Genomic DNA, 12588 nt, shown 5'->3' on the forward strand with positions numbered 1-12588 from the left:
ATACAGCTCGGGTGCCTCACGCAAATTCGTCCCTGTTAGCCGGGCGTGGCGCGGCATTGTTATCCGCCCGAAACGTTGAAATCAGGCGGATTTTCGGGTGCCGTCGCTACGATTGCCTGTATGGCAGGAACAGTTGGAAAGCGCGTCGCGCAAGGATTCGCCGCCGTGCTTGTACTCGCTGTTGCAGCCGGTGGGCTCCTCGCGTACGTGCACAGGGGCGAGATCAGCGACTACTTCACGGCGTCATCGTTTGAAGCGTCCGCGCGCGTAGAACAGGTGCGCGGGGAGATTGAGCTCACCGCCTCGGGTGATCGCATCTTTATGGCCTCCCAGCCCACAATCGGCGGGCGTGACGAGTTCAACAAGTGGTGTGCCGGAGTCGACCACACCGAGGAAGGCCACGTGCTTGGCTGCTTCGCCGACAAGCGCATTCGTCTGTTCGAGGTGACCGATCAGCGGCTCACGGGGGTCGTGGAAACGACCGCCGCCCACGAGCTGTTGCACGCGGCCTGGGTCCGCATGAGCCAAGACGAGCGGAGCGAGCTCTCCAAGGCGCTCATCGCAGAGTACGACGCCCTCGCAGCGACAGATGAAGAGTTCAAGCAGCGCATGAGCGTGTACGAGAGCCTCTCAAGCTCTGCGTTCGCGAACGAGCTCCACTCGGTCTTTGGCACCGAAGTGGCGAACCTCTCCCCCGAGCTCGAAGAGCACTACTCGGCTTGGTTCACGGACAGGCAGGTCATCGTGGGCTGGTACGACGGCTATCACGGCGTGTTTGTGCAGCTCAAAGCGGAGGCCGAGAGGCTCAGCAGTGAGCTTGAGGCGCTGCGCGCCGAGATCGAGGATCGCAGCGCGACGTACGACATTGCCGTGCAGCAGTTCAACGCCGATGCCGCTGAGTTCAAGGCGCGCAACGAGCGATACGAGTTCTCAGGGAACAAGCCCCTCTTCGATACGCTTCGCGGCGAGCTCCTCGCAAGGCAGGAAGGGCTCGACGCAGTGCGCCAAGAAATCCAAGCTGACACCGACCGGTTCAACGCGATGCGCAGCCAGCTCATGGACCTGAACGATGTCAGCGTCGAACTCAACGACGTGCTTGACAGCAAGTTCACGGAGCCAACGACTCCGGTCGAGCAGGCGTAGGTTGACGCGCGCAGCGTCGCGGCTCGCCCCAGATCTGCGGCGATGTGCGAGCCGACGTTGCAGTGTGTATGCTTATCGAGTCGCCGCACAAGTTTGCGGAGAGGGCGTTTGGCGCAGTTGGTAGCGCGCTTCCTTCACACGGAAGAGGTCGTCAGTTCGAGTCTGGCATCGCCCACAGTTGTTTCCCCCTTCAAGGCTGTGCACGCCTCCTGTAGAGCGTGGCTGGTTGGCACTGTGTATTCCGGCACGGAACGTGTTGCCGGTTAACGAAGAGGACAGAGCTCAGCTCTCGCAGTCCTTGCGCTCAGCCATGGGCCACCACAGCGGTTCGGCGTCCCACCCCACAGGAAAGCCCATCTCGGAAGTACTCCAAAAAGGCAACCCCTCGAATCCCGTCTCAATAAGCGCACGAGCCTTTTCCGTCCAGGTCGTTCCCGGCGAGACGCTTTGCAGCAAGAACCCAATGACAGCGACTGCGCCATAGAGGCGTTCACTCTGCCCGCAGGGAAGCGAGCGCAGGTCTTCGATAGTGGCGCCAGTGGGTGCGCCTTCCGCGCTTTACTCCGCTGGTTCGTACTCAGGGCAGAATCGTTGATCGTCACGCCGAGACGATCTGCAATCGCCCATTGGTCTCTCGCGAAGAGCCCGTCGTAGAGGCGCGAGATGTCAGCAAAGTCGAGCACTTCGGTGAGCACCCAGATCGGCAGTTTTCCACGGCATTTGGCTTCGTGGTGGCGGATCGGCACACTGTATCGGCGCGCCCGGTTTGCGCGCATTCGCGCGGTCGCTAGCCAGCCCGCATGGTCGAAGCTCGGGCGAAAAGCATCGGGACTCCGGCAGGCCAGCGGACCCTGGGCCCCGAGAACATAGCTCACATTGCTCTGCATGGCGACCTCGACCCGGTCGATCCCGTCATGGATCAGCGTGGGCAACTTCCTATCAAACTCGTAGAGGCGCGCCACGTCCCCAAAATCGGCGCCCTCGGAAAAGGAGTCATTCCGCACCGCTGTTGCCGTACCGGGCATACGGTACGGATACCAGTACCCGCTCAATCGGTAGTAACCAACGTTCTGGAGCCACTGCGCCGCGACATCATGCTCGAGACTCATTCCGCGCGCACCAAGAACATCGATCTGTTCATCGATCGTTGCGAACGGCTTCAGCGGCTGCGTCACCTCGGCGTGACCTCCTGCCTAAAAGAGATCCAGCCCACACCAGCAAGGCTGGGCGGGCTGAACGGTTAGGTTGAGTCTAAGATGCGCGCTTTAATACCAGGAGAGTCCTGCTTCAACGCTCGGGGCGATCTTCCCACTGCTGCGGCAGCGTCACCCGCTTTGTAGACTGAGCGCGCACCCGCCACCGCACGCAAAGGAGCGCAATGATCACCAGAGCCGACGTCGAGGCCGCACAGTCGCGCACCGCCACCTTCGCGCGTCGAACTCCCCTCATCGCGGTCGACCCGGTCGGCAGCGAGCGACTGTGGATCAAAGCGGAGTACATGCAGCACTGCGGGGTGTTCAAGACGCGAGGCGCGTTCAACCGGCAACTCGCGGCGCAGGAACGCGGTGAGCTCGATCCGCTCACGGGCATCGTCGCCGCCTCGGGCGGCAACGCAGGCCTCGCGAACGCCTACGCTGCCGCCCGACTGGGCGTGCCGGCCACGGTCTTCGTCCCTGAGAACGCTCCGCAGGTCAAGGTGGATCGCCTCCGAGCGTACGGCGCGATCGTCGTCTTAGCTGGAACCGAGTACGCGGAAGCGTACGACGCCGCGCAGGATCACGTCCGAGCAACCGGCGCACTGTTCTGCCACGCCTACGACCAGCCAGACATCGTTGCGGGGGCCGGCGTCATCGGGCTCGAGATCCTCGAGGATCTCCCCGACGTCGACACGGTCATCGTTGCAGTCGGAGGCGGTGGTCTGTACGCCGGGATCGCGGCCGCCGCAGCCGACGCCGGTACTCGCATTGTCGCTGTGGAGCCAGTCGCGATCCCGACGCTCCACGCAGCAATCGCCGAGGGCGCGCCGGTCGACGTTGCGGTGTCCGGGGTCGCGGCTGACTCGCTCGGGGCGCGGAGGATCGGCGCGCACGGTTGGGCCGCCGCGGAAGCGCGACGGCCAGTTAGCGTGCTTGTCAGCGACGACGCGATCCTGGCGGCGCGGCGAGAGCTGTGGGCGGAATACCGGATCCCTACCGAGACCGGCGCCGCGGCCGCCTACGCGGCGCTCGCCGCAGGCGCGTACGCCCCTGCAGCTGGTGAGCGGGTCGCGGTGATTGCCTGCGGCGCGAACACGGACCTGGCGACGCTTGCCGGCTGATCCGCGCAATGAATCGGCCCCGTCGCTCCCGTAGTCGGGAACGGCGGGGCCGCCTGCGGCGCAGCGAGGCGCCGACCGCGCGCTCAGGCGAGCGCGCGAAAGTTACTTCTCGTTGCCGAAGGAGTCGTCAAGCTTCTGCTTGAACTCCTCGACCTTGTCGGCGTGCTGGCCGCCGGTGACCTTGTTTGCGAGGTCGGCGAGCCCGCCAAGCACCTTGTCGCTCACTTCCTCAGCCTTGTCGCTGTGGAGGGCTTCCTTCACCTTGTCAGCGTTCTCCTCGACAAAGTCCTTTGCCTTGGCTGCGTTCTCGGTGACGAAGTCCTTCGCTTTTGCGGCGGCGTCAGCGGCCTGCTTACCCAAATCTTCATTCGCCATGAGTGGATCCTTCCCAGTGTGGCACCGAGCGCCTCGGCGCGCTGATTGCATTATGCACTGTTGCTGGCGCCCACAACAAGACTTAATGTGTGGCGGCTATGTGAATCGATGTTCACGCGCAGCAATGAGAGCGACACAGGCTAGGCTCCTCAAGGGCCTCTGATAGCGTTGAAGCGCTCGATCGTGTCGCCGCGGGTAGCCGCTCCACGACCACCTCTCGGAAGGGATAGCGCAGTGAATCAGAGTGTAGGCCAGCGCGAAGTCGAGAATCGGATCTTGAAGCTGCTTACCGAGGGCGACCTCAAGCAGTTGGGGAGCGTGATTCAAGACGTCCCAGCCGACGACATCGTACTCATCATCGAGCGTCTCGGCGCGAAGCAGCAGGCGGTTGTCTTCCGACTCCTGCACAAGGACGAAGCGCTCGACGTGTTCGAAGCACTCGACCCGCTCGTGCAGAGCGACCTGGTACGGGGTCTCCGCGACGGTGAAGTCGCCGAGATATTCGAGGGCCTCGACCCCGACGACAGGGTGTGGCTGCTCGACGAGCTCCCCGCGACGCTCGCCCCAAAGCTTCTGCACGGCCTCTCGGAACGGGAACGGCGCCTGACCTCGGTCGTGCTGGGCTACCCCCAAGACTCCGTTGGGCGCAGAATGACGCCCGAATACGTCACCACCCGCATGGACTATACGGTCGCCGACACGATGGCCAGGCTGCGCGACCGCATCGACGACGCGGAGACGATCTACATGCTCCCGGTGCTCGACGACGCGCGCCACATCGCTGGCGTCGTGAGCCTGCGCGACCTCATTGCTGCTGAGCCAGACGCGATCATCGCGTCGATCATGAGCGAGGCGCAGAGCGTCGAGGCAACGGAAGACGCAGAGCACGCCGCGCGAAAGCTCACGGAAGCCGGCTTCGTCGCGATCCCTGTCGTCGATCGCGAGCGGCGCCTCGTTGGCCTTCTCACCTTCGACGATGCGATGCGCATCATCGAGCACGAGGAGAGTGAGGATTCTGCCCGACAGGGCGGCGTGGAGCCGCTGCGGCGCCCGTACTTCGCGACGCCGATCATGCAGCTCGTGCGCTCGCGGGTCGTGTGGCTGCTTGTGCTCGCCGTGGGCGCGACCCTGACCGTGCAGGTGCTCGACGTGTTCGAGGGCACGCTCGCCGAGGTCACCGTGCTCGCCCTCTTCGTTCCGCTGCTCATTGGCACGGGCGGAAACACCGGCAACCAGGCCGCAACAACGGTGACCCGTGCGCTCGCGCTCGGGGATGTGAAAGCAAGAGATATCGCAAGAGTGCTGGGCCGTGAGGCCCGCGTCGGCGCGATGCTGGGGCTGCTGCTCGGAACCCTCGGCTTCCTGATCGCGGGCTTCGTCTACAGCTGGCAGATTGGCGCTGTCATCGGGCTCACCCTCGTTGCGATCTGTACCGTTGCAGCGACAATTGGTGGGATCATGCCGCTCGTGGCCCGCTGGGTAAAGGTTGACCCCGCGGTCTTCTCGAACCCGTTCATCTCAACCTTCGTCGATGCGAGCGGCCTGATCATTTACTTCTTGATCGCCCGGGCCATCCTCGGCCTCTAGCCCGGGGTTGCCTGGCCCGCCAGCTCTCGGAAGAGGCGCCGTGCGGCCGCGTGGCTCTGCGCAGGGGTTTCGTCGTCTGCGGAACCAGCCTGCGCACTCCAGCGCACCCACCCGTGTCGCCAGATCGTCACGCCGAGGTCGGCGACCAGCTCAAGCGCGCCGAGCTCTTCTTGGGGTAGCTGCTCGGCGAGCCGATCTCGGAGCATGTCAGCGATCACGCGATCCTGTGCGACCGCGTAGGCCCGGATCGCGGGGTCTGCAGCGATGAGGGCGGCAACGCGTCGGTGCTCGACAAGATCAGGGATGCCCTCGAGTTCGAGCACGACGTCGCCGAGTCGCTCGATTGCGCCGAGTGCCCCAGCAGCGGTGTCGACCTCAAGCGGAAGCGATGCGACGGCGTCGAGGTACCGGCTGTGGCCCGCGAGCACGGCCTCCTCCTTGCTGCCGAAGTGACGAAAGAACGAGCGGCGGGAGATCCCTGAGGCGGTTGCGATCTGCGCGACAGTCACCGCGCCGATACCGAACCGCTCCCCCAGATCAAGCGCCGCAAGGTGCACGCGCTGACGGAGTTCGCGGTTGCGGCGCTCGCGCACGCCCTCCCCCTCGGCGCCTGCGGCGGGCTGCGCATCCGCGGTGTCCTCCACGCGTCCTCCTCACGGTTCGCGACCGCTCTCTGCGGTGGTCGATCTCGCCAAAACGTATCGCGTTTCGGTCACACGCGCAAAATTCTGGCACTGTGTGCCAGAATTTAGTGTCGGCCAACGCATGCCGACCAGAAAGCGAACTCGATTCAGTGAATTCCCCTATCACCGGCGGCACGCCGCTGCCACAAGAACAACCCACCAATCGCACGGTGACCGCCGTGATCGCGATCCTCGCGATCTCCGCCTTCGTCATGATCCTGAACGAGACCGTCCTGAGTGTCGCGCTCCCCCCGCTCATGGCGGAGTTCGGCGTCGGCGCAACGACCATCCAGTGGCTGACCACGGGCTTCCTCCTCACCATGGCAGTGGTGATCCCCACAACTGGATATCTCCTCAGCCGGTTCTCGATCCGCGCGCTGTTCATCGTCGCGCTACTGCTTTTCCTCACCGGAACTGCGATTGCCGCGATCGCCCCCGGGTTCGGGGTGATGCTTGCGGCGCGGGTCGTGCAGGCCTGCGGCACCGCCATCGTGATGCCACTGCTCATGACCAGTACGCTCACCCTGGTGCCACCGCAGCATCGCGGTACCGTGATGGGGCTCAACTCGATCGTGATCTCTGTCGGCCCGGCGATCGGCCCGACGCTCTCAGGCGTCGTCATCGAGGCGCTCGGGTGGCGGTGGGTCTTCGGGTTGATGGTGCCGATTGCCCTCATCGCGCTCGGACTTGGCCTGGTCTTCATGCCGAGGCTCGGCGGTGGGAACCGAGCACCGCTTGACGTACCCTCCGTGGTGCTCGCGCTGTTCGGCTTTGGCGGTATCGTCAGCGCGGTCTCATCCGCGTCAGACCTCGCCACAGGCTCCCTCGTCCCGCCCGTCGCGCTCGCCGTCGGCGTCGTCGCTCTCGTTGCCTTTATTTCGCGCCAGAAACGCCTTCAGGCAGCTGGCCGCGGGCCGCTGCTCGACCTGCGGCCGTTCCGAGAGCGCAACTTCTCGCTGTCGGTAACGGTGCTCACGGTGGCGTTCGGCGTGATGCTCGGCACCGTCGTGATTCTCCCGATCTATGCCCAGTCGGGTCTGGGGATGAGCGTGCTCGCGACCGGGCTCATGCTGCTGCCCGGGGGCATCACCCAGGGTGTGCTCGCGCCCGTCGTGGGCAGGCTCTACGACATGCTGGGACCCAAGCCGCTCGTCATACCCGGCACGCTCGTGCTGCTCGGCTCACAGTGGTGGCTCACCACGATTAGCGCCGAGACGACGACGGGGCAGCTCGTTGCAATGCACATGACGTTCTCGGCGGGGATGGCGCTCGTCCAGACCCCGATGATGACGCACGCGATGAGCTCCCTTCCGCTCCCCCTCTACGGTCATGGCAGCGCGATCTTGAACACGCTGCAGCAGCTCGCCGGGGCTGCGGGCACGGCGGCCCTTGTTGGCGCGCTCGCGCTTGGCGCCGCGCTCTCGCAGGCGCCTGAAGCAGCAGCCCAGGTCGCAGGAGCGAAGTTGGCGTTCGCGGTCGGCGGTTCACTCATGATCGTTGCGGTCGGGTGCGCTCCGTTCGTCACGCGGCACGCTAGACGGACTCCCGAGGCGAGGCGGTAGGGCAAAAGCGTCAGAAGCTCAGAATCGCAGAAGCTCAGTAGTAGCGCGAGCCAGGGTGTGCCTGCCAGCGGTGTGCTGGCGAACCGGCGCCCTGGCTCGGCCTACTTCATCCCGTGGTACTCGAGCACCCCTCGCACGGCCTCGGTGAAGCGCTCCCGCGCGATCGTCGCACCCTCGCGCCGCATGCCCGCATGGGTGACCCGGAGGATGCGCTCGGGCGAGACGAAGCTCTCGCGGCCCTGCGAATCCCAGTCGCCGCTGCCAATCGAAATAAAGTCGCGGTGATACTTTGAGCTGACGTAGCAGCCAAACACGGTGGTCGCATCGATGCGCCCGATGATGAGCACCGGGCGATCTTTGCCACGGCCGTCGTTCTCGACGTACGGCACCCATGTCCAGACAATCTCACCGGGGTCAGGGTCGCCGTCCATGCTTGGGGCGTACTCGAGCTTCGCTCCGCGCAACTCGCTCGCCTGCACGTCGCGGGTCGCACCCGCGCCGTACTGTCCGGGGCTCTCGTCGTAGCCGCCCGACGCGCGGCCACCGGCCCCGGCGGAGGGCTTTGCCGAGGGCTTCGGGGCTGGCTTGAGCGTCGCCTGGGGCTTCTTGGGGCGCTGCGAGGTGCTCTGACTTGGCCGCTGGTTCTTCCCCGAGCCCCCGAGCTTGTCCAGCCCGAGGATGCGCCGTAGCGCAACCCCGACCTGGTACCAGATGCTCTCGTTCGACACGCTAGTCGACCTCGTGCGAGGTGAGCGCGTTCAGGCGCGACTGGCAGCGCTGGTACTTCTTGCGGTAGCCGCCGTCGATCATCCCGCCACCGAAGATCTCGGTGAGCGGCAGCCCGGTCGCGCGGATCGGGATCTGGGCGTCGTAGACCCTGTCGATGAACGCGACGAACCTGAGCGCGGCCGACTGGTCGGTGAGCTCGTGCACTCCGCGCAGACCGATGGTCTGAACCCCGTCCAGGAGCCCGATGTAGCTCGACGGGTGCACGGTTGCGAGGTGCCCGATGAGCTCGTCAAAGCCGTCGTCGGTCATGCGCACGCCCGAGGCAGCGACGTCAGCGAGGGCGAACTGGTAGGCCTCGTCGGTCAGGGTCACGGCGGCGCCCTCAAGGTCACGCTGACGGTAGTCGACGCCGTCGATCCTGATCGTCGTGAAGCGATCGGACATTGCCTGGATCTCGCGCATGAAATCGGCGGCCGCAAAGCGGCCCTCGCCGAGCGCATTCGGCGGCGTATTCGAGGTCGCGATGAACTTCGAGCCCGTCTTGGTGAGGTCACCGATCAGGCGGGTCATGAGCATCGTGTCGCCCGGATCATCGAGCTCAAACTCGTCAATGCAGATGAGCTGAGCGCCCTGCAGCACGCTCACAGCGCCGGCGTAGCCGAGGGCGCCGACGAGCGCGGTGTACTCGATGAAGGTGCCGAAGTACTTACGCCCCTGCTGCGCGTGCCAGCTCGCTGCGAGCAGGTGCGTCTTACCGACGCCAAAGCCACCGTCGAGGTAGACGCCGGGCTTCGCCGCAGCGGCCGGTGCGGGCTCCGCCTTCTTCCTCCCGAAGCCGAAGAACCCACCCTTGGCGGCAGCGTTGCCGCCCCTGGGCGAGACGAACGCACGCAGCAGGTCGCGCGCTTGCGCCTGCGAGGCATAATTCTCGTCGGGTACGTACGAGTCAAAGCTCGCCGTTGCGAACTGCGGAGGGGGCGTGAGTGTGGCGACGAGTTCCGTCCCCGAGATCCGCGGATTGCGGTCGACGAGACGGGCGAAACTGTGCGGTTGCGTAGCAGACATCCGCATCAGTCTACTGCCCCCGCCAGCCCGGCCTCGGGAGGGCAGCAACAAAGCGCAGTACGGTGCTCTCCCAGCGCTCAGGATCAACGTTCCAGAGCCGCACGTGCCCCGCGCCAGGGATGCTCACGAGCTCTACGAGATCGGGGCGCGTCTCGGCGATCGCCCGCGAACCGTGCCACGGGACGAACCGGTCGTCGGGGCTCGCGAGGATGAGCGTCGGCACGTCGAGCGTCGCCGCGAGCTGCTCGGGTGCGAGGCCCTCAAAATCGATTCCCGCGGCTTCTCCCGACGGCACGATACCGCGGGCAAGGAGGGCCATGCCAGCGTCTGCGATCCAACCGGGCAGCTTGACCTGCGCGGCCTTGTCGCGGAGTATCTGTGCCCAGTCCGCCCCCGGAGACTCAAGGATCAGGCCGTCGATGACGTCGCGGTGCGCGCCGCGAGCAACGGACACGAGCGAGGCAGTGCCGCCCATCGACCACCCCATGAGGGTGACGCGCTCGGCCCCGCGGGCCCGCGCCTCAGTGATCGCAGCGTCAAGGTCGCGGCTCTCGCTGACCCCCATTCCGTAGCGGCCGTGCAGGCCGGCTGGCGCGCCGCGGTCGTTCCGGTAGGTGATGATCATGCTGGTCACGCCCGCACGAGCAAAGGGCTCGATGCCCCGAAACGTCTCCGCGGGCGAGGCGCCGCGCCCGTGCATGTGGATCGCCCAGCGTTTCTTTCGCGGGCGCTTCGGGTGCACGATCCAAGCAGCCATCGGCCCGAGCTCGGTCTCGTACGTCGTTTCCTCGACCCGATACCCGAGTTCTTCCGGGTTCGTGTACCACCACCCGACCATTCGCCCGCGCGCTCCGGCGACGAGCTCGCCGCTGTCGACTGCCCGCACCGCACGGAGCACGTCGGCCCCGTTCCTACCGATGACCGGGCCGAGCCTGGCGTGGCCTGTTGGTTGCGCTCCGACGCCGCCCCCAGCGGCGGCTCCCGGCGGGTCGAACAGCAGGGAGTGCTGTCCGCGCGCGCGCGATCCCTCGCCCGTCAGCCACACGAGCGGCTCGTCACCCGGAACCACCCGCCGCACGGTGACCGGCCGTTCGAGGCCACGGTCGACGGTGACCGAGAGGCGCGCGAGGTAGGCGGAAACCCCGGCGGAAGCGGCGGCAACTCCGACCGCCGCGCCCAAGACCGCGGCCCCGGCAATGGCAACTCCCTGCGACGCCCGCATGCGCGCTCCGTTCTTGGTCGACGTATATTTCGAAAGCCCCGGCGTGGCAGCGCGCCCGGGCACACACAGAACTCTAGTCTTCGGGTGTGTCCACACCCTCAACAGCGCTTCCCGCTGTCTTCGTCAGCGCAGCCGAGCAGCTGCGTCGCGCAACGCTGCGCAGCGACCTCGCGGTGCGTGAGATCGCGCCCCCCGAGCGGATCGCGCCGCACGCCGCCGCGTTCGCGGCCGGTGTGCGGGAAGGGGCTTCGCCCGATCCTGAGTCTGTGCTCGACTCCCCCGCGGGCGCCGGGCGTTTCGTGCTCATGCACGACCCCGCATCGGCGGAAGAGTGGGGCGGCGAGTTCCGCATCGTTTGCTACGCGCAGGCCCCGCTCGAGCTCGAGATCGGCGTTGACCCGTTCATCACCGACGTCGCCTGGTCGTGGCTCACCGACGCCCTCGATTCCCGCTCGGCTCGGTACACTTATATCTCGGGTACCGCTACCAAGGTGCTCTCAAGCAGCTTTGGGGCACTTGAGGCCCGCGGGGATGGCGCCCAGATCGAGTTGCGCGCCTCCTGGACACCGCTCGGTGAGAATTTCGCTTCGCACATCGAAGCCTGGTCAGAACTGCTCTGCCTCCTCGCGGGGCTTCCACACGAAGAAGGGGTCGCGTCGCTCACGCAACAACGCGTTCGAGCGCAACGCTCGGCAAAATAGATATGACACCTGCAGCATGGTCAATGGTTACGGACGATGCGGAGCTGGAGCGCGCGAGCGCCCTCATCGCGGGCGGCAGCGGCCCGTTCGGCGTTGACACCGAGCGCGCATCGGGCTTTAAATACAGCAACCGCGCGTACCTCGTGCAGGTCTTTCGTCGGGGCGCCGGCACATTCCTCTTTGATCCCGTCGGGATCACCGACTTCTCACCGCTCGCTCAGGCGCTCACGGGCGACGAGTGGGTGCTGCACGCCGCAGATCAGGATCTCCCGAGCCTCGCCGAAATTGGTCTTGTGCCCGAGCGCCTGTTCGACACCGAACTCGCCTCACGCCTCCTCGGGCTGGAGCGCGTCGGGCTCGGCGCCGTCACGCACGAGTTGCTCGGCATCGAACTCGCGAAGGCTCACTCCGCCTCGGACTGGTCGACCAGGCCACTGCCCGAGCCGTGGCTCGAATACGCGGCGCTCGACGTCGCCCTCCTCCCCGACCTGCGTGACGCGGTCGAGGAACGCCTCGAGGCCGCCGGCAAGCGGCAGTTCGCGGAGCAAGAATTTGAGGCCGTCAGACTGAAGGAGCCGAAGCCCAAGGCCACCGAACCATGGCGCAAGCTTTCGGGCGGGAACCGGTTGCGTGCGCCGCGGCAGCTCGCCATGGCACGCGAACTCTGGACGGCCCGTGACGACTTCGCGCGGTCGAAGGACGTCGCGCCGGGCAGGCTTCTCCCCGACGCATCGATCATCGCCGCGGTAACTGCGAACCCGCGCTCGGCGGGTGAGCTCGCTTCGCTCAAAACCTTCCGCGGCCGCGCGAGCCGTTCCGAGCTCGACCGCTGGTGGAAGGCGATCCTCCGCGGAAAAACGACGGAGGATCTGCCCGGGCCGAAGAAGCGCGAACCCGGCACGATCCCGAGCCACCGCGGCTGGGCGCAGCGACACCCCGAGGCCGCTGACCGCCTCGTTGAGCTCCGCGCCGTCGTTACGGCCGAGGCGGAGCGTCAGCACATGCCACCCGAGAACCTCATCGCCCCCGCTCTCGTGCGTGAGCTGGCGTGGGCGCCACCCACTGATCCCTCGCCCGAGGGGGTCGCGAACCGGCTTGCCGACCTGGGCGCGCGCCCCTGGCAGCTTGCACTAGTGGCACCAATTCTCTCGACGGTTTTTGTAGAGTAGCGATAACTTTCTTCGGCACTCGCCGACCCTCTTCA

The 12588-nt window shown here is 66.1% G+C and carries 12 protein-coding genes and 1 tRNA gene; 7 read left to right on the top strand and 6 right to left on the bottom strand.

Annotated elements, in window-relative coordinates; translation table 11 throughout:
* Positions 1-120 precede the first annotated feature (120 nt).
* Both FB468_RS02540 and FB468_RS02545 read left to right on the top strand, forming a co-directional pair.
* A complete protein-coding gene (locus FB468_RS02540) occupies positions 121-1143 on the top strand; it encodes a hypothetical protein (RefSeq protein ID WP_141885954.1) in 1023 nt (340 codons plus the stop codon).
* 102 nt (positions 1144-1245) lie between these two features.
* Positions 1246-1318 (top strand) — tRNA-Val (locus tag FB468_RS02545).
* A gap of 88 nt (positions 1319-1406) precedes the next feature.
* On the opposite strand, the gene FB468_RS17635 is transcribed toward FB468_RS02545, so the two are convergent.
* Positions 1407-2252: an Abi family protein gene (locus tag FB468_RS17635; protein ID WP_425460819.1), complete on the bottom strand. Its 846-nt coding sequence runs from the start codon at positions 2250-2252 to the stop codon at positions 1407-1409.
* A 269-nt stretch (positions 2253-2521) separates the two neighbouring features.
* Here FB468_RS17635 and FB468_RS02555 point away from each other — a divergent pair, with 269 nt between their 5' ends.
* A complete protein-coding gene (locus tag FB468_RS02555) occupies positions 2522-3460 on the top strand; it encodes a serine/threonine dehydratase (RefSeq protein WP_141885956.1) in 939 nt (312 codons plus the stop codon).
* Positions 3461-3562: 102 nt separating this feature from the next.
* Here the strand turns inward: FB468_RS02555 and FB468_RS02560 are convergent, their stop codons facing one another.
* Positions 3563-3835 (bottom strand): Rv0909 family putative TA system antitoxin, encoded by a 273-nt coding sequence (locus FB468_RS02560; RefSeq protein ID WP_141885957.1) that lies wholly within the window; start codon positions 3833-3835, stop codon positions 3563-3565.
* A gap of 234 nt (positions 3836-4069) precedes the next feature.
* On the opposite strand from FB468_RS02560, the gene mgtE reads away from it, so the two are divergent.
* Entirely contained in the window at positions 4070-5422 is a 1353-nt protein-coding gene (mgtE, locus tag FB468_RS02565; RefSeq protein WP_141885958.1) for a magnesium transporter, read from the top strand.
* On the opposite strand, the gene FB468_RS02570 is transcribed toward mgtE, so the two are convergent.
* Positions 5419-6066: a TetR/AcrR family transcriptional regulator gene (locus FB468_RS02570; RefSeq protein WP_141885959.1), complete on the bottom strand. Its 648-nt coding sequence runs from the start codon at positions 6064-6066 to the stop codon at positions 5419-5421. The two genes, mgtE and FB468_RS02570, sit on opposite strands and share 4 nt — an antisense overlap.
* A gap of 209 nt (positions 6067-6275) precedes the next feature.
* On the opposite strand from FB468_RS02570, the gene FB468_RS02575 reads away from it, so the two are divergent.
* The gene (locus FB468_RS02575) at positions 6276-7667 is read left to right on the top strand and encodes an MDR family MFS transporter (RefSeq protein ID WP_211359066.1); all 1392 of its coding nucleotides are present in this window, start codon (positions 6276-6278) and stop codon (positions 7665-7667) included.
* A gap of 101 nt (positions 7668-7768) precedes the next feature.
* Here FB468_RS02575 and FB468_RS17215 read toward each other — a convergent pair whose 3' ends face one another.
* From FB468_RS17215 to FB468_RS02590, 3 genes are read right to left on the bottom strand one after another with little or no spacing between them, the layout of a single operon-like run.
* Positions 7769-8395 carry a type II toxin-antitoxin system PemK/MazF family toxin gene (locus FB468_RS17215; RefSeq protein ID WP_141885960.1) on the bottom strand — a complete coding sequence of 209 codons (627 nt, stop codon included), beginning with the start codon at positions 8393-8395 and terminating at the stop codon, positions 7769-7771.
* 1 nt (position 8396) lies between these two features.
* A complete protein-coding gene (zapE, locus tag FB468_RS02585) occupies positions 8397-9461 on the bottom strand; it encodes a cell division protein ZapE (protein WP_141885961.1) in 1065 nt (354 codons plus the stop codon).
* Positions 9462-9471: 10 nt separating this feature from the next.
* Positions 9472-10683: an alpha/beta hydrolase family protein gene (locus tag FB468_RS02590; RefSeq protein WP_141885962.1), complete on the bottom strand. Its 1212-nt coding sequence runs from the start codon at positions 10681-10683 to the stop codon at positions 9472-9474.
* A gap of 86 nt (positions 10684-10769) precedes the next feature.
* On the opposite strand from FB468_RS02590, the gene FB468_RS02595 reads away from it, so the two are divergent.
* Positions 10770-11384 carry a DUF3000 domain-containing protein gene (locus tag FB468_RS02595; RefSeq protein ID WP_141885963.1) on the top strand — a complete coding sequence of 205 codons (615 nt, stop codon included), beginning with the start codon at positions 10770-10772 and terminating at the stop codon, positions 11382-11384.
* 2 nt (positions 11385-11386) lie between these two features.
* Complete coding sequence (locus FB468_RS02600; protein WP_246055710.1) at positions 11387-12553, top strand: HRDC domain-containing protein; 1167 nt, start codon at positions 11387-11389, stop codon at positions 12551-12553.
* The last annotated feature ends 35 nt before the right edge of the window (positions 12554-12588 follow it).

Source organism: Leucobacter komagatae (assembly GCF_006716085.1).
GTDB lineage: Bacteria > Actinomycetota > Actinomycetes > Actinomycetales > Microbacteriaceae > Leucobacter > Leucobacter komagatae.